This is a genomic window from Pseudomonas sp. B1-22 (genome assembly GCF_050474425.1).
Lineage (GTDB): Bacteria > Pseudomonadota > Gammaproteobacteria > Pseudomonadales > Pseudomonadaceae > Pseudomonas.
The window spans coordinates 258150-283602 of sequence record NZ_JBCHVH010000002.1 but is presented as its reverse complement, the minus strand read 5'-3'; the positions used below and the strand labels follow the sequence as shown (position 1 = coordinate 283602).

Genomic DNA, 25453 nt, shown 5'->3' with positions numbered 1-25453 from the left:
ATTCGCTTTTTGTAGGAGCGAGCTTGCTCGCGAACCTGCACGGCACGGAGCTATGCGGTTCGCGAGCAAGCTCGCTCCTACACGCACCTTCCACCTGCGTGCACGGAGTCCCATGAACCACAGCATCGTCCAGAGCCACCAGGATTCCGACCTGTTCGGCCTGCTCTACGGCTTCAGCTTTCGCCCCGATCAGCCCGGCCTGGAAATCGACTCGCCCACCGCCTTGCAGCGCCTGCGGGAACCGCACGCGGAAGATGAGTTCCTCTGGCTGCACCTGAACCTGGCGCACGCGGCCTGCGAGCGCTGGATGAAGTCGCACCTGGAACTGCCCGACTACTTCTTCGAGACCCTGCGCGAAGGCTCGCGCTCCACCCGCATCGAGCATGTGGACGGTGCGCTGCTGGCGGTAGTCAACGACGTGGTGTTCGACTTCGGCAGCCGTATGTCCTCGGACGTCTCTACCCTGTGGGTCTGTGCCCGTGGCCGCCTGCTGGTCACCGCTCGCGCCCAGCCGCTGCGCTCGGTCGACACCCTGCGCTCTTCGGTCAAGCACGGCGAGCGTTTCCGCTCGCCGCTGGAGTTGCTGGTGCACCTGCTGCGCGACCAGGGCGACATCCTCACCCGCATCCTGCGCGAGACCAGCATCAGCGTGGATCGCATCGAGGATCAGCTGCTGTCAGCGCGGCTTTCCGATAATCGTGCCGACCTGGGCGCGATGCGCCGCGTGCTGGTGCGCCTGCAACGCCTGCTGGCGCTGGAGCCGGGCTCGCTGATGCGCCTGCTCAACCGCCCGCCGGTGTGGCTGAAGGAGGGTGACGTGCGTGTGCTGCGCGAGGCCACCGAGGAATTCTCCCTGGTGATCAACGACCTCACCGCCCTAGGCGAGCGCATCAAGCTGCTGCAGGAAGAGATCGCCGCGAAGATCAACGAGCAGAGCAACCGCACCCTGTTCACCCTCACCGTGGTCACGGTGCTGGCGCTGCCGATCAACATCATTGCCGGCTTCTTCGGCATGAACGTTGGCGGCATTCCCTTTTCCAGTGACCCGGAAGGTTTCTGGATTCTCGTCGTGCTGGTGGCCAGCTTTACCGGGCTGGCCGGGCGCTGGGCGTTTCGCAAGCGGGATGATTATTGAGTTGGCCCTGTAGGAGCGGGCCATGCCCGCGATTCGCGCGCATGGCGCGCTCCTACAGGGGAATTCCGTGTTTCCCGCTGGGTCTGCTTGAAATATCGAACGAGCGGTGCGTATTTTGTACGGGGTCGCGCGCATCGCGCGGCGTCCTGTAACAGGGACAAGAAGAACAAGGATAAGAAGTCATGAGTAGCGATCCAACAATCCCGCTCGCCGAACGCTTGGCTGGAGTGGAAGAGATCGAGTGCGTCACCCCCGACCTCAACGGGGTGCCGCGTGGCAAGGTGATGACCGGGGAAGGCTTCCTCACCGGCCGACGCCTGCAGCTGGCGCGCGGCGTCCTGTTGCAGTGCATCATGGGTGGTTACCCGCCCGCGCGGTTCTATGGCAGCGACGACGGCGACCTCGCCCTGGTCGCCGAACCGACCCAGATCCACCGCCTGCCCTGGAGCGACGAGCCGCGCGCCTTCGCCATCTGCGACGCGGTCGAGCTCGATGGCCAACCCTCCGGCCTGTCTACCCGTGGCCTGCTCAAGCGTGTGCTGGCGCGTTACGCCGAGCGCGGCTGGAGCCCGGTGGTGGCCACCGAGCTGGAATTCTTCGTCTTCGCGCCCAATCCTGACGCCAACGAGCCTTTCCAGGCGCCGCTCGGTCCGGACGGTCGCCGCGAGATCGGCCACTCGGCCTTCAGCGTGTCCTCCAACAACGGACTGCGTCCGTTCTTCCAGGACGTCTACCGCTGCATGGCGGCGGTGGGGCTGGAGCGAGACACCTTCATGCACGAGATGGGGACCAGCCAGTTCGAGATCAACTTCCTGCATGGCGACCCGGTGCTGCTGGCCGACCAGACCTTCCTGTTCAAGCACCTGCTCAAGGAAGTCGCGCTCAAGCATGGGCTGATCGTGGTGTGCATGGCCAAGCCGCTGGCGAAGACGCCGGGCAGTTCGATGCACATCCACCAGAGCATCGTCGACGGCGAAGGCCGCAACATTTTCACCGACGCCAACGGCGAGGCCACGCCGGCCTTCCGTCACTTCATCGGCGGCCAGCAGGCGTGCCTGGCGGACTTCACCCTGCTGTTCGCGCCGAACGTGAACTCCTTCCAGCGCCTGTGCCACCCCTACGCTTCGCCGAACAACGCCTGCTGGTCCCATGACAACCGCGCCGCCGGCCTGCGTATTCCAGCCAGTGCGCCGGTGGCTCGTCGGGTGGAGAATCGCCTGCCGGGCGCCGACGCCAACCCCTACCTGGCGATTGCCGCCAGCCTCGCCGCCGGCTTGCATGGCATCGAGCATGCGCTGGAGCCGACCGAGGCGATCCAGGGCGAGTTCGAGGTGCCCGAAGCCCTGCTGCTGCCATGCACGATGTATGACGCGCTGCAACGCCTCAAGCGCAGCCAGCTGGCGCGCGAGGTGTTCGGCAACGAGTTCATCGATGGCTACACGGCGACCAAGTCGATGGAGCTGACCAGTTTCTTCGACGAAATCACCCCGTGGGAGCGCCGCGTGCTGGCCGCCCAGGCCTGACGCGCGGGCACGCCGACAGAGCTGCGCGCCGGTACGGGCGCAGCTGCGATCGGCAGCCATTTCCAGCGTTCTCCAACCCATCCTCGTTCATCCCGTCGTCATCCTTCAGGATGCCCGGCAGCACACTCCGCGACCCGCTCTGTTCCAGGTCCGGCAGCCCTCTCGACGCGCCCTCCGGCAAGCTCTAAGGTGTCACCGCAAGTCCCGCTTTCCGTCACCCGGGGACCGTCCCGGGGTTGTTCTGGGCCAGGAGGTCCGATGCTCCGGATCGTCACCGCTTTTCGCGCTCTGTATTTCGCTGCCGTCATGCTCCTGACCGGTTCCGGTCTGCTCAGTACCTACCTTGCCTTGCGCCTCGGCGCGGAGAAGGTCGATGGGCTGTGGATCGGCGCCATGATGGCGGCCTATTACCTCGGCCTGGTGCTGGGCGGCAAGATCGGCCACCGGCTGATCGCCCGCGTCGGCCACATCCGCGCCTACGTCGCCTGCGGCGGCTTGGTGACGGCGGCGGTGCTGGGCATCGGCCTGTTGCCCTGGCTGGGCTTCTGGCTGGTGCTGCGAACGGCCATCGGCCTGGGCATGATGTGCCAGTACATGGTCATCGAGAGCTGGCTCAACGAGCAGGCCGAGGCGCGCCAGCGCGGCCTGGTATTCGCCGGCTACATGGTGTCGTCCTACCTCGGCCTGGTGCTCGGCCAACTGGTGCTGGTGGTGCACCCGGGGCTGGGGCCGGAGCTGCCGATGATGATCGCGCTGTGCTTCGCCCTGTCGCTGATTCCGGTGGCGATCACCCATAAGGTCCACCCCGCGCCGCTGCGTCCGGCGCCGCTGGAACCGCGCTTCTTCCTCAAGCGGGTGCCGCAGTCGCTGACCACGGTGCTGGTGTCGGGCCTGGTGATCGGCGCCTTCTACGGCCTGGCGCCGCTCTACGCCTCGCAGCAAGGGCTCACCACCGAGCAGATCGGTCTGTTCATGGGCGGCTGCATCTTCGCCGGCCTGCTGGTGCAATGGCCGCTGGGCTGGCTCTCGGACCGCTACGACCGCGCCGTGCTGATCCGCAACGCGGCGATCCTGCTGCTGCTCTTCGCACTGCCGCTGGCGCTGCTGCCGATGCTGCCGCTGCCGGATATGTCGCTGCCGCTGGTATTGCTGTTGCCGGCGGGTTTCCTGGTCTGCCTGGTGCAGTTCACCCTCTATCCGCTGGCGGTGGCATTTTCCAACGACCACGTCGAAGGCGACCGCCGCGTGTCGCTGACGGCGATGCTGCTGGTGACCTTCGGCGTTGGCGCCTGCATCGGGCCGCTGGCGGCCGGTGCGCTGATGAAGCTGTTCGGCCCGAACATGCTCTACGCCTTCGTCTGCGCCTGCTCGCTGATCCTGATCTGGCGCGTGCAGCCGGAGAAGGTCAGCGGCATGCACCGGGTCGACGAGGCGCCGGTCAAGCACGTGGCCACGCCGGACAGCATGGTCTCGTCGCCGCTCTCGGCGGCGCTCGATCCGCGGGTCGATGACCGGGCGGTGGCCGAACAGATGAAAGGCACCGACAGCAAGGTGTCGGCGCCGGAAGCGGAAGAGGAAAGCCGGCCCGCATAAGGGCCGTGGGTGAGGGCGGCAAAGCGTTGCCGCCCGACTCTCGTGGCGGGCTAGAACAGCTCGTCTTTTTCGAAGCGCCGGGCTTCGCGCTGCAGCTGGTAGACGAAACGCTCGATGTTGCGCTGGACCAGGCCGCTGACCTGCTGGAAGCGCAGGCCGGCGAAGCTTACGCCGACCTTTTCCTCGAAGTGCACGTGGCGCAGCTCCACCTCCAGGGTGATGGCGCCGATGGGCAGGCGGGCGGTGAAGCGCTCGTAGACCTGGCCCGGTTGCAGGCGGCTGCTGACGTCGCCTTCCAGGCGTACCTTGCAGCCCGTGGCGGAAATGTCGATCAGGCTGCCCTTGAGCGGGGCCTTGAGCTTGTCGCCGGCGATTTCCACCGTTACCGGCTGGCTCTGGCTGACGCTGGCGCGGAAGGCGTTGCGGCGTTGGTGGTAGAGCACCTCGGCCGGTACTGGCAGCCAGTAGCAGCGGGCGCCGTCGATCTCGGCGAAATAGGCGTTCTGGGTGGCTTCCCAGGCGATGCGCACGCCGTCGTGGAAGGCTTCGATGCGGAACGGCTCGCCGTTCTGCAGGAAGCGTTCGCCGTCGTTGGGGATCAGTTCGTCCAGGGCGATCAGGTTGCGTTCGCGGTTGACCTCGACAACGAAGCTCTGGAAACGCTGGGTACGGCCTTCGAAGGTGAGCAGCAGGGGATCGTGGCTGTCCATGAGCGTGCGCAGGCAGGCATGGATCTCCACCGGGGCCTTGAGCATCTTCGGTGGTTGAGGGCCGTTCTCCTCGACAAACAGGTTGGCCACGGTCCGCAAGTCTCCATCTAGATTATGTTTGTTATGGCGTTGGCACGGGGCGATGCCGATGCTGGCATTGTGCCCAAAGGCGGGCCGTCAGGCCAGTGCTCAGGCCTGGCTGAGCGGACGCTGCCGGCTGCTCTGGGTCGAGCTGCCGCGGCGGTCGTAGAGATTGGGAGTGTCCTGCCCGCGCAGGATGTCGAGCAGGCGGCCGGTGCTGGCCTGACCGGCGCGGATGATCCGGCCGTTGCGCTGGTTGGCGTCCTGGCACTGGTCGAGCAGGGCGCCCAGCTCATCGCCACGCGCCAGCAACTCGCTGTTGCCGCTGCGCTGGGCGAATTGCTCGAGTCCCTGGCGATCAACGCTGACACCGGCCTGTTGCAGGGCGGTGGCGCGTTCGCGGCCGTTGCGCTCGAGCTGCTGCATCAAGGGTACCTTGCGTTCCAGCAGCTGTTGCAGCTGCGCCAGATCGCGCGCTTGCAGCGCCTGGTATTCGTCGTCGATCAGCTGCAGCAGCTGACGGGCTGCGTCGATGTCACCGGTGATCAGGGAAAGCAGGGCATCGGACATCTTGGGCTCGGCACTTTTGCGGGCTGGTCCCCGGCGCGACGCGTAGGTCAGCGCTGGGATTCGAAATCGAGCAGCTTGCTGGCGACTTTCTGACTGTCGACCTGGTAGCTGCCATCGGCGATCGCCTGCTTGAGGCGGGCCACTTTTTCCTTGTCGACCACGGGCTGATCCTTCAGCTGATCGCTGACTTTCTGCAACTGCTGGGCGGTATCGCTGAGTTGCACCGATTCGCCGCTCTTGGTCGGGGCGCTGGTGGTGGCAGACTCGGCCGGGGCTTCGCTGCGACCGTTCTGCGCAGCTCCGCTACGGCCAGTGGTCGCTGGCGTAGAGGCTGGATTCAGCCGGTTGAAGTCGATAACCATGTTGAAAACCTCTGGAGGTATTTGGACGCTTGCCAAGCTTTTCGGCCGGCTGGCGGAAAACTTTAGGCCGATTTTTTGCGCACCCGAACACAGTTTAGTGAAGGCTGCGCCCATCATGCCAGACTCGGCTTACTACAGGCTGACTTCGACGGTTCCGGGCTCCACCACGCGTGCCTTGACGATACGCTGCGAGCGCAGGTTGCGCACGCGGATCTGCTGTCCGGGGACGCCGTCGGAGAGCGCCTCGCCAGGCATCACCACGTTGACGGCGCTGGTGCGCGCGCGGATCACCACCTGGTCGCCCTTGCGGATCGCTTCGGCCTGTTCGAGGAAGACCGGCGCGAGTACCTGATCGTTCACCGTGGCGCGCTTCAGCTTGAGGCCGATCACCTGTTGCGGGTCGGTCAGGTAGCCCTGTTTCAGCGGACCGACGTCGCGTTCCACCACCGAGATGTCGGCGGCGTCGATGACATGGTCGCGCTTGAGTGGCAGGGTGGTGACGACCACCTGGCGGAACAGTTTCACCGTGGCCGGTACGAACACCGTCCAGGGCGAACTGCCGTCGCAGCGCACCCGCACGGTGACGCGCCCGACCGGCTGCGCCGGACTTTCCAAGGCCTGCGTCAAGTCCTTGTCGCACTGCACCAGGCGCAGGCGGGGATCGATGCGCGCCACTTCGATTTCGTAGCGTGCTTCAATTCCGCTGGTCTGCAGATAATCTTCGACTTTGAACTCAAGAAAGCCCTGGGTGGAGCCGATAAGGATTTCAGGCGCGGTAAAGCCCTCGGCTCTCGTGGAGCCGGCGGCGAGCGCAGCACACACCCCGAGCACGGCGGCCATCAGGTCGCGCGCGCTTCGGAGCTGTCGGGAAAATGTCGTTGCCTGTTTCATGCAACGGGTTAAGCAATGGTCGTGCCGCCTGACGGGTCAGGTGGCGTTGCGTGCAGGGGAGGCTCAATGGCCGGAGTCATGGATTCAGTCAACCAGCGTACGCAGCTGGTCGGCCAGAATCGTCTCGAGCTGCTGCTGTTCCGGCTGAACGGCAGCCAGTTGTACGGGATCAACGTGTTCAAGGTGAAAGAGGTACTGCAGTGCCCGCGCCTGACGGTGATGCCCAAATCCAGCCAGGTGGTGCGCGGGGTGGCGAACATCCGTGGCGGCACCATCCCGATCCTCGATCTGGCGCTCGCCACGGGGCGTCATGCCCTGCGGGACATCGGCAACAGCTTCGTGATCATCACCGAGTACAACACCAAGGTGCAGGGCTTCCTGGTGCATTCGGTGGAGCGCATCGTCAACATGAACTGGGAGTCGATCCATCCGCCACCCAAGGGTACCGGCCGCGACCACTATCTGACGGCGGTCACGCGGGTCGACAACCAACTGGTGGAAATCATCGACGTGGAGAAGATCCTCGCCGAGGTGGCGCCGACTTCGGAAGACATCTCCGAAGGTGTGCTGGATGCCGACACCCAGGCCCGCGCGGTGAGCAAGCGCGTGCTGGTGGTGGACGATTCCTCGGTGGCGCGCAAGCAACTGGTGCGTTGCCTGGAAACCGTCGGCGTGGAAGTGCTGGCGCTCAACGATGGCCGCCAGGCGCTGGACTACCTGCGGCAGATGGTGGAGGCGGGCGGGCATCCGGGCAGCGATCTGCTGATGGTCATCTCGGATATCGAGATGCCGGAAATGGACGGCTATACGCTTACGGCGGAAATCCGTCACGACCCGCGCATGCAGGACCTGCACATTCTCCTGCATACTTCGCTGTCCGGGGTGTTCAACCAGGCCATGGTGAAGAAGGTCGGCGCTGACGACTTCCTCGCCAAGTTCCGTCCCGATGACCTGGCCGCCCGCGTGGCGGAGCGGATCAAGGCAGTGGACGGCACGGCGGTCTGACGCCGCGGGAAAAACGGGCGGCGCCGGTGCCGCCCCGGACCCTGGTCTTCGACTATGGTTTTTGGAACACCGGTCAGACGGTTGCCGCCACGGAGGCGGCAACCGTCCACGAGTAAAGAGGTCTATCTGTGACATCCACCAATGCTGAATTCGAGCTGTTCCGGGATTTCCTGGAGAAGACCTGCGGCATCCTCCTGGGCGCCAACAAGCAGTATCTGGTCTCCAGCCGCTTGAACAAGTTGATGGAGCAGCAGGGCATCAAGTCCCTCGGCGAGCTGGTGCAGAAAGTCCAGATGCGCAGCCAGCTGCGGGAGCAGGTGGTGGATGCGATGACCACCAACGAGACCTTGTGGTTTCGCGATACCTATCCCTTCGAGGTGCTGAAGAACCGCGTGCTGCCGGAGATGATCAAGGCGTCGCCGGGGCAGCGCCTGCGCATCTGGTCGGCGGCCTGCTCCTCGGGGCAGGAGCCTTACTCGCTGTCGATGTCCATCGACGAGTTCGAGCGCACCAACCTCGGCCAGCTCAAGGCGGGCGTGCAGATCGTCGCCACCGACCTCTCCGGCTCCATGCTCACCGCGTGCAAGGCGGGCGAGTACGACAGCCTGGCCATTGGCCGTGGGCTGTCCCAGGAACGCCTGGCTCGCTACTTCGACCAGAAGACGCCGGGGCGCTGGACGGTCAAGCCGGCGGTGAAGAGCCGCGTGGAGTTCCGCGCGCTGAACCTGCTGGACAGCTACGCCACCCTCGGCAAGTTCGACATGGTGTTCTGCCGCAACGTGCTCATCTATTTCTCCGCCGAGGTGAAGCGCGACATCCTGCTGCGCATCCATGCCACGCTGAAGCCGGGTGGGTACCTGTTCCTCGGCGCCTCCGAGGCGCTCAATGCGTTGCCGGAGCATTACCAGATGGTTCAGTGCAGTCCGGGGATCATCTACAAGGCCAAGTGATGGCCGCTGCCTCGGGCCGTTCGGGCGGGGTTCTCTCTTGAAACGTTGCGGGTGTGGGCTGCTCCTTCCCTTGTAGGAGCGGGCCGTGCCCGCGATGCTCTCGCCTTTCATGGGGCGGATAACGCCTAAGGCGTTATCCGCCGTTGTGGGGTATGGGTGTTCCAGCGCCGCTTCGGCGTGTGCTGAGAGATTTTGTTTCGCCCCCTCGTGCGAGTCCCTTTTGGGGCCCCAAAAGGAACCAAAAGGGCCCGTCCCGGCATCCGGGTCTTCGCTGCGCTCAGACTGCCCTCCTTCCGGTATTGCTCCGAGGGTCGGCGTACAAGGGCCATCCCTGGCCCTTTACGCCTCTCGCGGCATCCATGCCGCTCGCCCCTCTGCGCAATACCTCCACTCGGCCTCCTGACGGGACTCTGCGCGCGCCTGCAACTTTGGCTGCTTCATGCTTGCTTGCTCTTCGTAGGATGGGGTGGAGCGAAGCGATACCCATCACGGCGGATAACGCTGCGCGTTATTCGCCCTACAAGAGCATCGCGGACAGAGTCCGCTCCTACGCGGGCGCTCAGCATTAGTGTTTTCCGGTAGGAGAGGAATCCATCCGCGAGGGATTTCGCGGGCATGGCCCGCTCCTACGGGAGCCCCTCCGCTCTGGCTTTAGCTTTGGCTCTTGAGGACTTCCAGAGAAATATCTGCACACTCCGAGCGCCCCTTCGCGGCGGGCCCCTGAAACTTCGATGGAGCGAGGGAAACGAAGCGAAGCGTAGTAACAGCCGAAGGCTGGCCCGCAGGGTGAGCGAAGCGAATCAGTCCCGCGAAGCGGGACCCGGATGATGGGGCAAAGACCTTTGGTTACTTTCTGTCGTTTGAGAAAGTAACTCGCCCGAGGGGGCGAAACAAAATCTCTCAGCACACGCCGAAGCGGCGCAGTAACTCCTAACAAGACGGCGGATAACGCCAAAGGCGTTATGCGCCCTACGAAGAGAATTGCATCGCGGACGAAGTCCGCTCCTACGAAAAGCGACCGCGAGCGGCAATGATGGAGGATGGCGGCAAGCTTGCCGCTTTCTCCCCGGCGGCAAGGAAACCGGTTGCCGCTTGCCGCTGTTTGCCGCCCATTGCCGCTCCCGATATATGATCAAGTCATTGATTTTAAAGGATATATAAATCTGGCACGCACCTTGCTGAAGTGTTGGCAGGCCCACACCGGCAAACAGGTTCGCGATCATGAGCATCAGCTTCGACAAAGCCCTCGGCATCCACCAGCAAGCACTGAGCTTCCGCTCCCAGCGCGCTGAAGTCCTGGCCAACAACCTGGCCAACGCCGACACGCCGAACTACAAGGCGCGCGACCTGGATTTCGCCTCGGTGCTTGCGGCCCAGTCCGACAAGATGAAGAACGGCACCTTCAATGCCACCCGTACCAATGCGCATCACATCGCCGCTGGCGGTTTCAGCATGGGCGAGGATGCGCTGAAGTACCGCACGCCGTTCCAGCCCTCGATGGACCAGAACACCGTGGATGAGCAGATCGAACAGTCCAACTACGCGGAGAACTCCGTGCAGTTCCAGGCTTCGTTCACCTTCCTCAACAACAAGTTCAAAGGGCTGATGAACGCCCTGCGCGGGGAGTAATCGCCATGTCGCTTGCCAGTGTCTTCAACATCGCCGGTACCGGCATGAGTGCCCAGAGCACCCGTCTGAACACCACCGCCTCGAACATCGCCAACGCCGAGACCGTCTCCTCCAGCGTCGACAAGACCTACCGCGCGCGTCACCCGGTGTTCGCCACCATGTTCCAGCAGGCCCAGGGCGACCAGGGTTCGCTGTTCGCCGACACCGACCAGTCCGGCTCGGGCGTGCAGGTGCTGGGCGTGATCGAGGACAAGAGCTCGCTGATGCCGCGTTACGAGCCCAACCACCCGGCCGCCGACAAGGACGGCTACGTGTACTACCCGAACGTCAACGTGGTGGAGGAGATGGCCGACATGATCTCCGCCAGCCGTGCGTTCCAGACCAACGCGGAAATGATGAACACCGCCAAGCAGATGATGCAGAAGGTCCTGACCCTGGGTCAGTAAGCGCTGAGGAAGCACGATGAGCATCGACAACAGCAGCATCAACGGCTCCAGCTCGGTTCTGGACCAGTATGCGATCAACAAGGACAGCAGCAGCGGCTCCGCGGGCGGCAATAGCAAGCTCGGCAAGGATGAGTTCCTCAAGCTGCTGGTGGCGCAGATGAACAACCAGGACCCGATGTCGCCCCAGCAGAACGGCGAGTTCATTGCCCAGCTGGCGCAGTTCAGCACCGTGGAAGGCATCCAGTCGCTGAACAGCAGCATGGACAGCATGCTCTCCAACTACCAGTCGTCCCAGGCGCTGCAAGCCTCGTCCCTGGTGGGGCGCAAGGTCATCGTGCCGACCGACAAGTCGATGGTCGATACCTCCGAGACCTTCAAGGGCACCTACACGATGCCGATTTCCACCGCCAACAGCTGGGTCAACGTCTATGACGACAAGGGCGCCCTGGTGAACCGTGTCGAGATGGGCCAGCAGGCGGCCGGCAACGTCAGCTTCATGTGGGACGGCAAGGATTCGAGCGGCAATCTCGCGCCGCCGGGGCGCTACAAGTTCGAGGCGCAGACCAACTACGAAGGCAAGACCTACGCCCTGACCACCTTCCTGCCGGCCAACGTCGACAGCGTGACCCTCGGGCAGAACGGCGGCGAGCTGACGCTGAACCTCGCCGGGCTGGGCAGCATCGGCCTTTCCAAGGTCCAGATCATCGGCCAGTAAAGCGCCGCTGGCGGGCCCTGGGCCCGACTGAACAGATTCGAGTCGGCGATACCGACAAGGAGATAACAGATGTCTTTCAATATCGGGCTCAGCGGTATCAATGCCGCCTCCAGTGACCTGAATACCACCGGCAACAACATCGCCAACGCCAGCACCGTCGGCTTCAAGCAGTCGCGCTCGGAGTTCTCCGATGTGTATGCGGCGTCCGTGCTGGGTTCCGGCAGCAACCCGGTCGGCAGCGGCGTGCGGCTGTCCAACGTCTCGCAGCTGTTCAACCAGGGCACCATCGACTCGACGCAGAACGCGCTGGACATGGCCATCAACGGCAACGGCTTCTTCGTCACCAGCAACAACGGTGCGGTCAGCTACACCCGCGCGGGCTACTTCGGCACCGACAAGAACGGCTACGTGGTCGACAACAACGGTTACCGCCTGCAGGGTTATGCGGTGAATGCCCAGGGCCAGCTGCAGAACGGCGTGGTTGGCGACCTGCACATCGAAACCAGCAACCAGGCGCCGAAGGCCACCAGCCAGGTCGACCAGACCTTCAACCTGAACTCCACCAACACCACGCCGACGGTCACCCCGTTCAACGCCAGCGATCCGACGACCTACAACTCGTCGACCTCGGTGAACATCTATGACAGCCAGGGCAACGCCCACGTGCTGACCCAGTACTTCACCAAGACCGGTCCCAACGACTGGACCATGAACGTGCTGGTGGACGGCCGCAACCCGGCCAATCCGACCGATGACACCACGGCCATCAGCGCCGCGACCACGGCGGCCGGTGTTGCCGGGGCGACGGCTGCGGATGTCTCCAACGCGGTGGCGGCATCCACGGCAACGCCCGCCGCCAAGGCGGCAGCCGCTGCCGCCGCCGCTGCGGCCGGCGCGACCCCGGCCAGCGTGTTGGCTGCCGTCAATGGCATGGGTACCAGCCCGTACCAGGTCAACCTGACCTTCAGCGCGGCAGGGCAGTTGCAGACCCAGACCCCGGTGAGCAACCTCACCGGAGACGGCTTCGTCCCGAACCCCAGCGGCGACGGTACTCTGGTCCTGAGCAACTGGGTGCCGGCAATCTCCGACGGCAAGACGCCGCCGACCTGGAGCGCCAACGGCGCCACCGCGAATTCGGGTGGCATCAACCTGGACATCCGCAGCTCCACCCAGTACGCCACCGCCTTCGCGGTGAACAGCGTCAACCAGGACGGCTACACCACCGGCCAGCTCTCGGGCCTGGAAATCGACGACCAGGGCAACATCTTCGCCCGCTACACCAACGGCCAGTCCAAGATTCAGGGGCAGGTGGTGCTGGCGAACTTCGCCAACGTCCAGGGCCTGACGCCGATCGGCAAAACCTCCTGGGTACAGTCCTCGCAGTCCGGCGAGCCGGTGGTCGGCACTCCGCGTTCGGGCACCCTCGGCGCCTTGCAGTCCGGCGCGCTGGAAGCGTCCAACGTCGACCTGTCCAGCGAGCTGGTGGACCTGATCGTCGCCCAGCGCAACTACCAGGCCAACGCCAAGACCATCCAGACCGAGGATGCGGTTACCCAGACCATCATCAACCTGCGGTAACCGTCCGTAGGGCGTACAACCGTTCGCGGTTGTACGCCGTTGCACCTTGCTCGTCGCCGCTGCCCGGTTCGAACTCGGAGCGGATTGGCGTCAAGGCTGATCGGCGTATAACGCGGAGCGTTATACGCCCTGCGTCCAGGCTCCTTCATATAAGGCGTCGTGGAAGCGGCAAATCTCTCTTGCCGGTGGCGGCAGACACTCGCCGCCACCGGCTTCGAAAGGCTCCTTCGGGAGCTTTTTCTTTTTGTTAGCCCTTTTAAATCAAAGGCTTAATCTAGAAGTTCAGTTCTGGCACGCCCCTTGCTGAATAGCCTCCATGACGCCCGCGACCGGCAATCGCCGCGGGTCTGGAGGATTCGATGGACAAGATGCTGTACGTCTCGATGAGCGGAGCGAGCCAGAACACCCTGGCCATGCGCGCTCACGCCAACAACCTGGCAAACATCTCCACCAACGGCTTCCGCCGTGACTTCGAGCAAGCACGCTCGATGCAGGTGTTCGGCGACAGTTTCCCGGCGCGGGTCTATGCCATGACCGAGCGTCCGGCCACCGACTTCACCCCCGGCAGCCTGCAGGCAACCGGCCGCGACCTCGACGTCGCCGCCAAGGGCGATGCATGGATCGCCGTGCAGGCGCCCGATGGCGGCGAAGCCTACGTGCGCACCGGCAGCCTGGAAATCGATGCCCTCGGCCAGCTGCGCACCGGCGACGGTTTGCCGGTGATCGGCAATGGCGGGCCGATTGCCGTGCCGCCGGAGGAAAAGATCGACATCGGCGAAGACGGCACCATCAGCATCCGCGGCCTGGGCGATAGCCCCAGCGTGGTGGCCGAGGTCGACCGCATCAAGCTGGTCACCCCGGACCCGAAGAAGCTGGAGAAGGGCCTCGACGGCCTGGTGCGCATCAAGCAGGAGCCGGGCAAGCCGGCACCGCAGCCCGATGCCAGCGCCAGGCTCGAATCCGGCTTCCTCGAAGCGAGCAACGTCAACGCGGTGGAGGAGATGACTTCGATCCTCTCGCTGTCCCGCCAGTTCGAGCTCCACGTAAAGATGATGCGCACCGCCGAGGACGATTCGGCAGCCATGGCGCGGGTTTTGCAATTCAGCTAATCACCTGATCGAGGCGCCATGAATCCGGCGCCCGAGGAGAACGACGATGCTTTCGGCACTGTGGGTCAGCAAGACGGGTCTTTCGGCCCAGGACATGAACCTGACCACCATTTCCAACAACCTGGCGAACGTTTCGACCACGGGCTTCAAGCGCGACCGCGCGGAGTTCCAGGACCTGCTGTACCAGATCAAACGCCAGCCCGGCGCCAACTCCACCCAGGACAGCGAGCTGCCTTCGGGCCTGCAGCTGGGCACCGGTGTGCGCATCGTCGGCACTCAGAAGAACTTCAGCGAAGGCAGCCTGCAGACCACCGACCAGCCGCTGGACATGGCGGTCAACGGTCGCGGCTTCTTCCAGGTCCTGATGCCCGACGGCACCGTCGGCTACACCCGTGACGGCAGCTTCCACCTGAACTCCGACGGCCAGATCGTCACCGCCAACGGTTACGCGCTGGAGCCGGCCGTGGTCGTGCCGAACGAGACCCAGACCTTCACCGTCGGCCAGGACGGCACCGTCTCGGTGACGACCCCGGGCAACCCGCAACCGCAGATCATCGGCAACATCCAGACCGCTGACTTCGTCAACCCGGCCGGCCTCGAGGCCATTGGCGGCAACCTGTTCCTGGAAACCGGCGCCAGCGGCGCGCCGCAGGTCGGCACGCCGGGCCTCAACGGCCTGGGCACCGTGCAGCAGAACACCCTGGAAAACTCCAACGTCAACGTGGTCGAGGAACTGGTGAACATGATCACCACCCAGCGCGCCTACGAGATGAACTCCAAGGTCATCTCCACCGCTGACCAGATGCTGTCGTTCGTCACCCAGAACCTTTAGTGAATGACGGAGCCTCCGGGCTCTGGTGAAACCGTAGTCGCTCTCCCCGAGAGGTAGCTGTAAATGAACCGTTCCCACCTTCTTCCGCTGCTGGCCATCGCCGCGCTGGCCGGGTGCGTCAGTCCTCCGCCGAAACCGGACGACCCCTATTACGCCCCCGTGCTGCCGCGCACCCCGGTGCCCGCCGCGCAGAACAACGGTTCGATCTACCAGAGCGGTTTCGACAACAACCTCTACGGCGACCGCAAGGCCTTCCGTGTCGGTGACATCATCACCATCACCCTCAACGAGAAGACCCAGGCCAGCAAGAAAGCCAACTCGGACATCTCCAAGGACAGCAAGACCAAGATGGGCCTGACCTCGATGCTCGGCAGCGGCCTGACCACCGACAACCCCATCGGTGGCGGCGAGCTGAGCCTGAGCGCCGAGTACGGCGGCTCCCGCGATGCCAAGGGCGACAGCCAGGCAGGGCAGAGCAACAGCCTGACCGGTTCGGTGACCGTCACCGTGGCCGACGTCATGCCCAACGGCATCCTTGCCGTGCGCGGCGAGAAGTGGATGACCCTGAACACCGGCAACGAGCTGGTGCGCATCGCCGGGCTGATCCGCGCCGACGACATCGCCACCGACAACACCGTGCCCTCCACCCGCGTGGCCGATGCGCGCATCACCTACTCGGGCACCGGTGCGTTCGCCGATGCGAGCCAGCCGGGCTGGTTCGATCGCTTCTTCCTCAGCCCGCTGTTCCCGTTCTGAGGTGGTGAGCATGATTGCCTCTGGAAAAACGTGGATAGCGATCGCGGACGGAGTCCGCTCCTACGCTCTGGCGGTGCTTTGTGCGTTGCTGGTGATTCCGGCTGCCCAGGCTGAGCGCCTCAAGGACATCGCAACCATCCAGGGTGTGCGCAACAACCAGCTGATCGGCTACGGCCTGGTCGTGGGCCTGGATGGCAGCGGCGACCAGACCACCCAGACGCCCTTCACCCTGCAGACCTTCAACAACATGCTGGCGCAGTTCGGCATCAAGGTGCCGGCCAACGTCGGCAACGTGCAGCTGAAGAACGTCGCCGCGGTGTCCGTGCATGCCGACCTGCCGGCCTTCGCCAAGCCGGGCCAGACCATCGACATCACCGTGTCCTCCATCGGCAACGCCAAGAGCCTGCGCGGCGGCAGCCTGCTGATGACCCAGCTCAAGGGCATCGACGGCCAGACCTACGCCGTGGCCCAGGGCAACCTGGTGGTCGGCGGCTTCGACGCCGAAGGCCGCGACGGCTCGAAGATCACCGTCAACGTACCGTCGGCCGGCCGCATCCCCGCCGGTGCCACCGTGGAGCGCTCGGTGCCGAGCGGCTTCGACCAGGGCAACAGCCTGACCCTGAACCTCAACCGCCCGGACTTCACCACCGCCAAGCACATCGTCGACCGCATCAACGAACTGCTCGGCCCGGGCGTTGCCCAGGCCATCGATGGCGGTTCGGTACGGGTCAGCGCGCCGCTGGATCCGAACCAGCGCGTGGACTACATGTCGGTGCTGGAAAACCTCGACGTGCAGTCGGGCGAGGCAGTGGCCAAGGTCATCATCAACTCGCGCACCGGCACCATCGTGATCGGCCAGAACGTGCGTGTGTCGCCGGCCGCCGTGACCCACGGCAGCCTCACCGTGACCATCACCGAAGACCCCATCGTCAGCCAGCCCGGCCCGTTCTCCAACGGTCAGACCGCCGTGGTGCCGAAGTCGAACGTGAGCGCCAACCAGGAAGCCAAGCCGATGTTCAAGTTCGGCCCCGGCACCACCCTGGATGAAATCGTCCGCGCCGTTAACCAGGTGGGCGCCGCGCCCAGCGACCTGATGGCGATCCTCGAAGCCCTGAAACAGGCCGGCGCGCTGCAAGCCGACCTGATCGTGATCTGAGGACGCCGCCTTGGATGCCAAACTGTTTTCCGCCGGTGCCTCGGGCACCAACTCCGGGGCCTACACCGACCTCAACCGCCTGGCACAGCTGAAGAACGGCGCCGGGCGCGACAGCGAAGCCAACATCCGCAAGGTCGCCCAGGAATTCGAATCGCTGTTCATGAACGAAATGCTCAAGTCGATGCGCTCGGCCAACGACGTGCTCGCCGAAGGCAACTTCATGAACACCCAGACCACCAAGCAGTACCAGGAAATGTACGACCAGCAGCTGGCCGTCAGCCTGTCCACCAAAGGGCATGGCATTGGCCTGTCAGACGTGCTGACCCGCCAGCTGTCGCACATGAACAGCGGCAAGCGCACGGGCGCGGCGAACCCCTTCGCCAAGGTCGGCCAGACCTCCGCCTGGCCGTCCACAACCGGCGTCAACGCCAGTGGCAAGCCCTTGCCGCAGCCGGCGGAAGGCCGTGATGACTCGAAGATGCTCAATGCTCGTCGCCTGTCCCTGCCGGGCAAGCTGGCCGACCGCGTGATGGCCGGTATCGTGCCGGGCGCGGCGACCTCCGAAGAGCAGGGCAAGCCGCTGGCCGGCAACGACTGGCAGACCGCCAAGTCCTACGCCAATGCCGTGGACGCCATCGATGCCGCCGCCGGCGCCCAGGACGTCAGCGGCCGTCGCTACGCCCAGCCGCCGCTGGCGCCGGGCAAGTCGGCCTTCGGTTCGGCAGACGAATTCGTCGCCACCATGCTGCCCATGGCGCAGAAAGCCGCCCAGCGCATCGGCGTCGATGCGCGCTACCTGGTGGCCCAGGCCGCGCTGGAAACCGGCTGGGGCAAATCCATCATCCGCGACCAGGACGGTTCCAGCAGCCACAACCTGTTCGGCATCAAGTCCGGTTCCAGCTGGGACGGCGACTCCGCGCGGGCGGTGACCAGCGAATACGTGAACGGCAAGAAAGTGAAGGAAGTCGCGGCGTTCCGCTCCTACGACTCCTTCGAGCAGAGCTTCAACGACTACGTGAGCTTCCTGCAGAACAACGACCGCTATTCGGACGCGCTGGATTCCACCGGGCGCCCCGAGCAATTCATGAAGGAACTGCAGCGCGCCGGCTATGCCACCGATCCGAACTACGCCCGCAAGGTCGCGCAGATCGCCAAGCAGATGCAGGTGTACCAGGCGGTTGCCGCGGCGGACACCCCGCCCCTGGGATAAGGACCAAGAGTTATGAGCGATCTACTGTCCATTGGCCTGTCGGGCCTGCGTTCGAGCCAGACCTCGTTGACGGTGACCGGCCACAACATCACCAACGTCAACACGCCCGGCTATTCCCGCCAGCAATCGGTGCAGCAGAGCGGCATCCCGCAGTACACCGGGGCCGGCTACATCGGCTCGGGCAGCCAGGTGGTCGACGTGCGCCGGCTGGCCAGCGACTTTCTGTTCACCCAGGTGCGCAGCGCCACCAGCCAGACCAATGAGCTGAGTGCCTTCCAGGGGCAGATCGAGCAGCTCGATGCCTTGCTCTCGGACACCACCACCGGCATCAGCCCGGCGTTGCAGAAGTTCTTCGCCGCGCTGCAGACCGCCGCCGCCAACCCGTCCGCCACCGAGGGCCGCGAGGCGCTGCTGGCGGAGGCGCAGGGCGTATCGAAGTCCTTCAACACCCTGTACGACCAGCTCGACAAGCAGAACAGCCTGATCAACCAGCAGCTCGGCTCGCTGGCCAACCAGGTCAATTCCCTGGCGACCAGCGTCGCCAGCTACAACGACGCCATCGCCAAGGCCAAGGCCGCCGGCGGCCAGCCCAACGACCTGATCGATGCGCGCGAAGAGACCATCCGCAAACTCTCCGAGCTGATCGGCGTACAGGCCGTGCCGCAGGACGACAGCAGCGTCAACCTGTTCATCGGCACCGGCCAGCCGCTGGTGGTGGGCACCACCACGTCGGCGTTGCAGGTGGTGCCGGGCACGGACGACCCGACCCGCTTCCAGGTGCAACTGGTCAGCGGCAGCGCCATCCAGACCATCAGCAGCCAGGTTTCCGGCGGCCAGATGGGCGGCCTGCTGGCGTATCGCGATACCGCGCTGGACGCCTCGTACAACAAGCTCGGGCAGATCGCCGTCACCTTCGCCGACGCCGTCAACAAGCAGCTCGGCCAGGGCCTGGACCTCTCCGGCAATGCCGGCAGCCGGCTGTTCGGCGACATCAACGACCCCAGCATCACCGCGCTGCGGGTCATCGCCCAGTCCGGCAACACCGGCACCGTCAGCCCCAGCCTGAACATCACCGACACCAGCAAGCTCGGCGTCAGCGACTACCGCCTGGAGTACGACGGCACCAACTTCACGGCGCGGCGCCTGTCCGACAATGCGCCGATCAACGTCACGGTGAGCGGCAGCGGTCCCTACACCCTGAGCTTCGCCGACGGCAGTGGGGGCGACCAGGGCTTCCAGGTGACCATGAACAGCCTGCCGCCGGCCGGCGATGGCTTCACCCTGCAACCCACCCGCCGTGGTGCGTCGGACATCAATACGGCGCTGACCAAGGGCGACCAGCTGGCCTTCGCCGGCACCGCCCGCAGCGAAGCCACCACCAACAACCGTGGCACCGGTTCCATTGGCCAGCCCAGGCTCACCAGCGGCCCGTCGCCGGTAGTAACCAGCGAATTGCAGAACCTGTTCGGCGCCAACGGCCTCAGCCTGAGCTTCGATTCCACCACCAATACCCTGACCGGCACGCTGCCGGCGGGTGCGACCCTGAGCTACGTGTCGCCCTCGACCACAGGCCTGACCTCGGGGCAGACCAACACGGTGCGCCTGGACTACACCGATCCGGGCAGCGGCAACAGCTACAGCTACGAATTCACCCTGAGCGGCGTGCCTCAGGCCGGCGACAGCTTCACCCTGGGCATGAACACCAAGGGCATCTCCGACAACAGCAACGCCCTGGCGCTCTCCGGCCTGCAGAGCAAACCCACTGTGGGCGGCACCGGCAGCACCGGCGCCAGCTTCAACGACTCCTACGGCGGCCTGGTGGAGCGCATCGGCACCCTGACCGCGCAGGTGCGCAACAACGCCGACGCCAGCGCCACCGTGCTCAAACAGGCGCAGGACAACCGCGACTCGCTGTCGGGCGTGAACCTCGACGAAGAGGCGGCCAACCTCATCCAGTTCCAGCAGTACTACAGTGCGTCGGCCCAGGTGATCCAGGTCGCCCGTTCCCTGTTCGACACGCTGATCGGCGCGTTCCGCTGATAGAGGAAGTTGACCATGCGTATCTCCACCATCCAGGCCTACAACAACTCGGTCGGCGGCCTGCAGAAGAACTACGGCAACGTCACCCGCACCCAGGAACAGATCAGCACCGGCAAGCGCATCCTCACCCCGGCGGACGACCCGGTGGCCTCGGTGCGGCTGTTGCAACTGAGCCAGGAGCAGTCGCTCAACGACCAGTACAAGAGCAACATCACGGCGGCGAAGAACAATCTCACCTCGGAGGACGCGATCCTCAACTCGGTGGGCAATATCCTCCAGCGCGTCCGTGAGATCGCCGTGCAGGCCGGCAACGGCGCACTGGACCATACCGACCGTGCCTCCCTTGCCACCGAGCTGTCGCAGCGCGAGGACGAGCTGCTGAACCTGCTCAACAGCAAGGACGCCAGCGGCAAGTACCTGTTCTCCGGCTCCCAGGGTGACACCCAGCCCTACGTGCGCAATCCGGACGGCACCTTCACCTACCAGGGCGACGAGAGCCAGCGCCAGGTGCAGATCGCCAGCAGCACCACGCTGCCGATCAGCGACAGCGGCAAGGCGCTGTTCGAGGATGTCACCAACGCCAACCGTGTGATCACCGGTGCGGCGGCGGGCAATACCGGCAGCGGGAGGATTTCCGCAGGTCTGGTGGAAGACAAGCAGGCCTACGACGCGACCTTCCCATCGAGCACGCCACCAGCGGCCACCGATGGCGTCGGCATCCACTTCCTCGATGACAAGAACTACGTCGTCTACGACCTCAAGGACATTCCCGCCGGCTATGACTGGACCACCACCGACCCGGCGGCGCCGTCCTTTCCGACCAAGTCGGCGGGCACCCTTGATGACAACCCCGCGACCAACGACTTTATCCGTTACGGCGGGGTGAAGGTGCAGCTGGATGGCCAGGTGAAGGGTGGCGACAGCTTCTCCATCAACCGCGATCCGTCCGCGGAAAAACGCAGCCTGCTCAACGTCGTCTCCGACCTGCGCAAGGCATTGCAGAGTGCGGGCGACACCCAGGCCGACACCTACGCGATACGCGATGCGACGGCGGTGGCAATCAGCAATCTCGACACGGCGAACGGCCAGGTGCTGACCGGGCAGGGCAAGATCGGCGCGCGGCTCAATGTGATCGACTCCACCGAGACCTTCATCGATGACGTCAAGCTAGTGAACACTGGGGTCATCTCCGATCTGCAGGACCTGGACTACGCCGAGGCGCTGTCGCGTCTCTCGATGCAGTCAACCGTGCTGCAGGCGGCGCAGCAGAGCTACGTGAAGATCAGCGGGCTGAGCCTGTTCAACTACCTCAACTGATCGCCCGGCGGGAGTCAAAAAAAGCCCACGCGCCTAAAGCCGTGGGCTTTTTTGTCGACACAGTTTGTACGCAGAAATCTTCTCGCTTCTACGCCTGCCTCTGGCGGCAAGCATCTGCAAGTGACTGATTCAAAAGCCGAAAAAAATCTGCGGAAATTTCGCTAAAGCTCACTGGATCAGCGCCGATACAGTTTACGAATGCGAATTCTTGGGGAGCCTGAGCAAACAGACCCAGGGGTCGCAACATCAGGCACCCGACCACAAGGTTCTTTGGAGGAACTCACCATGGCCCTGACAGTCAACACGAACATTTCTTCCCTGAACACTCAGCGCAACCTGTCGTCTTCTTCCAACGCCCTGGGTACTTCGCTGCAGCGCCTGTCCACCGGTAGCCGCATCAACAGCGCCAAGGACGACGCCGCCGGTCTGCAGATCTCCAACCGTCTGTCCAACCAGATCAGCGGCCTGAACGTTGCCGTGCGCAACGCCAACGACGGCATCTCCCTGGCGCAGACCGCTGAAGGCGCCCTGCAGCAGTCCACCAACATCCTGCAGCGCATGCGTGACCTGTCCCTGCAATCGGCCAACGGCAGCAACAGCGAGACCGACCGCGCCTCCCTGCAGAAGGAAGTGGGCCAGCTGCAATCGGAACTGAGCCGTATCTCCGACACCACCACCTTCGGTGGCCGCAAGCTGCTCGACGGTTCCTTCGGCACCAGCTCCTTCCAGGTCGGCTCCAACGCCAACGAAACCATCAACGTGACCCTGAAGTCGGCCTCGGCCAACTCCCTGGGCATGAACTACAACGATTTCACCGGCGCAGCTGCTGGTGGTGTCGGCACCGTGTCTCTGGCTGCCGGTGCAGTCAACGCTGTGGGTGCGGATACCCTGGCCATCACTGGCTCCCGGGGCAGCGCCAGCGCTACCGTTGCTGCCAACGATTCGGCCAAGAACATTGCGCAAAGCATCAACGCACAAACCGGTAAAACCGGCGTGACCGCTGATGCCCGTACTGGTGTAGAGATCTCCGGTCTCTCCGCAGCAGGTACCTACTCCTTCAACCTGCAGGGTTCGAACGGTACCGCGGTGGCCATTACCGCTACTGCGACCTCGACCACCGACTTCGCCGACTTTGCCGACAAGATCAACTCGGTCAGCGGCAGCACTGGCATCGTGGCCGTTGCGGACTCCTCCGGTAAACTGCGTCTGACCAACGAAGCCGGCGATGACATCAAGATCACCGGTTTTGCAGGCAACGGTGCTGGTAACCAGACCGCAAGTCTGAAGGCTCTGGATTATGACAACAATGCTGTCGGTGCAGCTGTAACCCTGACTGAAGGCGCTGCTGCTACGGCAGATGCCAACGTGGTCGGCGTAGTACGTACCTCCAGCTCGGGTTCGTTCTCGGTAACTGCAACTGGCACCACTGTTACCGGTACTGCCGGCACTGAAACCTCGACCCTGAAAGCCATCTCTTCGGTCGACATCAGCTCGCAGAACGGCGCCCAGGCCGCCATCGCCGTGATCGATGCCGCCCTGGAGTCGATCGACAGCCAGCGTGCCGACCTCGGTGCGGTGCAGAACCGCTTCGACAACACCATCAGCAACCTGACCAACATCGCGGAAAACGCCACCTCCGCCCGCAGCCGCATCAAGGACACCGACTTCGCCGCGGAAACCGCGAACCTGTCGAAGAACCAGGTGCTGCAACAGGCTGGTACCGCGATCCTGGCTCAAGCCAACCAGCTGCCGCAGTCGGTCCTCAGCCTGCTCCGGTAAGCCCCGGCCAACGGCTGATGTGAAGACAGGAGGAAGGGGCAACCCTTCCTCCTTTTTGGCATTCGCGAGGTGAGAAGAATGGACGTCGGAAACGTTGCTACCCTGAGTGTGGCCGGCATGACCGCAGCGAACCGCGCCGTCGGTAACGATCCTCAAGTGAGCGCGCGCGGGGAAGGGCAGAGTCAGCCGGGCGAGCGCACGGGCAGTGCCGACGCCATGCGTGGCCAACTGGATTCGGCCGTGGCCGATATCCAGAAGTTTGTCCAGGCGTCGCGCCGAGACCTGAACTTCAGCATCGACGAATCCACCGGCGATGTGGTGGTGAAGGTGATCGACGGCGAGTCTGGCAAGGTGGTGCGGCAAATTCCTTCCGAGGAAGTGCTGAAACTTGCCGCCCAGCTCGACGACATGCGCAGCCTGATGTTCGAAACCCGCGCCTGACACGCTTGTGCCAGGTTGGCACGACGCTTGCTTTGGTTCGGGACGATAGCGCGTTCTGTGCGGAATCTTGACGGAGAAGGGATATGACCAGCATCACCGGTCTGGGCTCGGGCCTCGACATCAACAGCATCGTCAGTGCGATGGTGAATGCCGAGAAGACGCCCAAGCAGAACCAGATCACCACGCTGAGCAAGAACACCACCGAGCAGATCACCGCTCTGGGTGCCGTCAAGAGCGCCATCAGCGATTTCCAGACTGCGCTTGCCGCGCTGAACAAGCCCGAGAACTTCCAGGGGCGCGCTGTCAGCTCGTCCAAAACCGACCTGTTGACCGCCACCGCCAAGGTCACGGCAGGGGTTGGCAGCTACCAGGTCGAGGTCCAGCAACTGGCCCAGGGCAGCAAGGTGGCCCTTGGCGCCGTGCCGTCCAATGGCGCCCAGGCGGCGACCTTCGGCAAGGGCAGCCTGACTATCAAGGTCGGCGACACCGCGCTGCCGGATATCGTCGTCGATAGCAGCAATAACACACTGGCGGGCGTGCGCGACGCGATCAACAAGGCCGGTAAGGATCAGGGCGTCAGCGCCACCATCGTCACCGATGCGCAAGGCTCGCGGCTGGTCCTGAGCAGCAGCAAGATGGGCGATGGCAAGGACATCTCCGTCAGCGTCAGCGGCGACGATGGCAGCGGCAGCGCCAGCCTGAACAGTCTGGCCTTCACTCCCAGCGCCGCGCCGAGCGATCCGGCCGTGGTCGATCCGCCGGTGCCGAGCGACCCGACTGCCGCGCGCATGCTCACCCGCGCCAAGAGCGCCGAGCTGACCATCGATGGCCTGCAGATCAAAAGCGATTCCAACACCGTCGAGGATGCTGTCGAAGGCGTCACTCTCACGCTCAAGGGCGTCACCGAAGCTGGCAAGCCGCTGACCATCGGCGTGACCCAGGACGAGGCTGGGGTGAAGAGCAACGTCAAGAAGTTCGTCGACTCCTACAACAAGCTGATGGGCGTCATCAAACTGCAGACCGCGGTGACTACTGTCGGCGAGGACAAGGCCCCGGTCACCGGTGCGCTGGTCGGCGACGCCACCATGCGTTCGCTGCTGAGCACCGTGCGCAACGAGCTGGTCAGCACCCAGGGCGACAGCAATGACGGCGTTCGCGTGCTGGCCGACCTCGGTATCACCACCAAGCAGGACGGCACCCTCGACCTCGACTCCACCAAGCTGGACAAGATGGTCAGTTCCAACTTCCAGGATGTCGCCAATCTGTTCGTCGGCGACAACGGCCTGGCGACCCGCCTGGACGCCAAGCTCAAGCCCTATACCCAGTCCGGCGGTGTGTTCGATCTGCGCAACAAGGCCCTGCAGAGCACGCTGAAGAATGCGGACAAGCAGCAGGCCGACCTCGACCGGCGCATTTCCGCGTTGCAGGAGCGTCTGCTCAAGCAGTTCAACACCATGGATTCGCTGGTGAGCAGCCTGACCTCCACCGCCAACAGCCTCACCAGCCAGCTCGCCAGCCTGCCGTTCGCCAAGAGCTGATCCTGAGCGCCGTGGCCGGCTTGTGCGGCCACGGCAAAAATATTCTCCAACTCACCTTCAAGCTCCCGCACTACCGGCCGATACCTT

General features: G+C 64.3%; 23 protein-coding genes. 19 read left to right on the top strand and 4 right to left on the bottom strand.

The genetic code is table 11. The features are described 5' to 3' along the window. The first annotated feature begins 112 nt into the window (after positions 1-112). The 3 genes from ACQ5BL_RS08200 (at position 113) to ACQ5BL_RS08190 (ending at position 4251) form a co-directional block, all read left to right on the top strand. Positions 113-1135, top strand: a complete 1023-nt coding sequence (locus ACQ5BL_RS08200) for a transporter (protein WP_243809095.1) — start codon at positions 113-115, stop codon at positions 1133-1135. Between the two features lie 284 nt (positions 1136-1419). Continuing rightward, positions 1420-2658, top strand: a complete 1239-nt coding sequence (locus ACQ5BL_RS08195) for a glutamine synthetase family protein (RefSeq protein ID WP_243809141.1) — start codon at positions 1420-1422, stop codon at positions 2656-2658. Positions 2659-2916: 258 nt separating this feature from the next. Further along, entirely contained in the window at positions 2917-4251 is a 1335-nt protein-coding gene (locus ACQ5BL_RS08190) for an MFS transporter (RefSeq protein ID WP_207887378.1), read from the top strand. A 50-nt stretch (positions 4252-4301) separates the two neighbouring features. Here ACQ5BL_RS08190 and ACQ5BL_RS08185 read toward each other — a convergent pair whose 3' ends face one another. The 4 genes from ACQ5BL_RS08185 to flgA form a co-directional block, all read right to left on the bottom strand. After that, a complete protein-coding gene (locus tag ACQ5BL_RS08185; RefSeq protein ID WP_347881044.1) occupies positions 4302-5051 on the bottom strand; it encodes a flagellar brake protein in 750 nt (249 codons plus the stop codon). A gap of 99 nt (positions 5052-5150) precedes the next feature. Further along, positions 5151-5612: a flagella synthesis protein FlgN gene (locus tag ACQ5BL_RS08180; protein WP_243809094.1), complete on the bottom strand. Its 462-nt coding sequence runs from the start codon at positions 5610-5612 to the stop codon at positions 5151-5153. Positions 5613-5659: 47 nt separating this feature from the next. Then, the gene (gene flgM / locus ACQ5BL_RS08175) at positions 5660-5974 is read right to left on the bottom strand and encodes a flagellar biosynthesis anti-sigma factor FlgM (protein ID WP_243809093.1); all 315 of its coding nucleotides are present in this window, start codon (positions 5972-5974) and stop codon (positions 5660-5662) included. A 132-nt stretch (positions 5975-6106) separates the two neighbouring features. Next, positions 6107-6814 (bottom strand): flagellar basal body P-ring formation chaperone FlgA, encoded by a 708-nt coding sequence (gene flgA, locus ACQ5BL_RS08170; protein WP_430293086.1) that lies wholly within the window; start codon positions 6812-6814, stop codon positions 6107-6109. Positions 6815-6931: 117 nt separating this feature from the next. On the opposite strand from flgA, the gene ACQ5BL_RS08165 reads away from it, so the two are divergent. The 16 genes from ACQ5BL_RS08165 to fliD all read left to right on the top strand — a co-directional run bounded on the left by ACQ5BL_RS08165 (position 6932) and on the right by fliD (position 25366). Continuing rightward, positions 6932-7870: a chemotaxis protein CheV gene (locus ACQ5BL_RS08165; protein ID WP_207887373.1), complete on the top strand. Its 939-nt coding sequence runs from the start codon at positions 6932-6934 to the stop codon at positions 7868-7870. A 128-nt stretch (positions 7871-7998) separates the two neighbouring features. After that, complete coding sequence (cheR, locus tag ACQ5BL_RS08160) at positions 7999-8820, top strand: protein-glutamate O-methyltransferase CheR (protein WP_243809091.1); 822 nt, start codon at positions 7999-8001, stop codon at positions 8818-8820. 1221 nt (positions 8821-10041) lie between these two features. Next, the gene (flgB, locus tag ACQ5BL_RS08155) at positions 10042-10449 is read left to right on the top strand and encodes a flagellar basal body rod protein FlgB (protein WP_243809300.1); all 408 of its coding nucleotides are present in this window, start codon (positions 10042-10044) and stop codon (positions 10447-10449) included. A 5-nt stretch (positions 10450-10454) separates the two neighbouring features. Further along, on the top strand, positions 10455-10895 hold the full coding sequence (flgC, locus tag ACQ5BL_RS08150; protein ID WP_207888433.1) for a flagellar basal body rod protein FlgC: 441 nt from the start codon (positions 10455-10457) through the stop codon (positions 10893-10895). A 16-nt stretch (positions 10896-10911) separates the two neighbouring features. Beyond that, positions 10912-11610: a flagellar hook assembly protein FlgD gene (gene flgD / locus ACQ5BL_RS08145; protein WP_207888432.1), complete on the top strand. Its 699-nt coding sequence runs from the start codon at positions 10912-10914 to the stop codon at positions 11608-11610. 69 nt (positions 11611-11679) lie between these two features. Continuing rightward, on the top strand, positions 11680-13188 hold the full coding sequence (locus ACQ5BL_RS08140; RefSeq protein WP_207888431.1) for a flagellar hook protein FlgE: 1509 nt from the start codon (positions 11680-11682) through the stop codon (positions 13186-13188). Between the two features lie 359 nt (positions 13189-13547). Next, positions 13548-14297, top strand: a complete 750-nt coding sequence (locus ACQ5BL_RS08135) for a flagellar basal body rod protein FlgF (RefSeq protein WP_207888430.1) — start codon at positions 13548-13550, stop codon at positions 14295-14297. A gap of 46 nt (positions 14298-14343) precedes the next feature. Then, positions 14344-15129, top strand: a complete 786-nt coding sequence (gene flgG, locus ACQ5BL_RS08130) for a flagellar basal-body rod protein FlgG (protein WP_207888429.1) — start codon at positions 14344-14346, stop codon at positions 15127-15129. A gap of 63 nt (positions 15130-15192) precedes the next feature. After that, positions 15193-15885 carry a flagellar basal body L-ring protein FlgH gene (gene flgH, locus ACQ5BL_RS08125; RefSeq protein ID WP_243809301.1) on the top strand — a complete coding sequence of 231 codons (693 nt, stop codon included), beginning with the start codon at positions 15193-15195 and terminating at the stop codon, positions 15883-15885. A 10-nt stretch (positions 15886-15895) separates the two neighbouring features. Then, complete coding sequence (locus ACQ5BL_RS08120) at positions 15896-17041, top strand: flagellar basal body P-ring protein FlgI (protein WP_243809302.1); 1146 nt, start codon at positions 15896-15898, stop codon at positions 17039-17041. 10 nt (positions 17042-17051) lie between these two features. Beyond that, complete coding sequence (flgJ, locus tag ACQ5BL_RS08115; protein ID WP_430293081.1) at positions 17052-18251, top strand: flagellar assembly peptidoglycan hydrolase FlgJ; 1200 nt, start codon at positions 17052-17054, stop codon at positions 18249-18251. Positions 18252-18263: 12 nt separating this feature from the next. Beyond that, a complete protein-coding gene (gene flgK, locus ACQ5BL_RS08110; RefSeq protein WP_243809306.1) occupies positions 18264-20291 on the top strand; it encodes a flagellar hook-associated protein FlgK in 2028 nt (675 codons plus the stop codon). Between the two features lie 15 nt (positions 20292-20306). After that, complete coding sequence (gene flgL, locus ACQ5BL_RS08105) at positions 20307-21608, top strand: flagellar hook-associated protein FlgL (protein ID WP_207888425.1); 1302 nt, start codon at positions 20307-20309, stop codon at positions 21606-21608. Between the two features lie 285 nt (positions 21609-21893). Further along, a complete protein-coding gene (locus tag ACQ5BL_RS08100) occupies positions 21894-23387 on the top strand; it encodes a flagellin (RefSeq protein WP_207888424.1) in 1494 nt (497 codons plus the stop codon). A gap of 78 nt (positions 23388-23465) precedes the next feature. Further along, a complete protein-coding gene (locus ACQ5BL_RS08095; protein ID WP_207888423.1) occupies positions 23466-23828 on the top strand; it encodes a flagellar protein FlaG in 363 nt (120 codons plus the stop codon). A gap of 83 nt (positions 23829-23911) precedes the next feature. After that, entirely contained in the window at positions 23912-25366 is a 1455-nt protein-coding gene (gene fliD / locus ACQ5BL_RS08090) for a flagellar filament capping protein FliD (protein ID WP_243809307.1), read from the top strand. Positions 25367-25453: the final 87 nt, after the last annotated feature.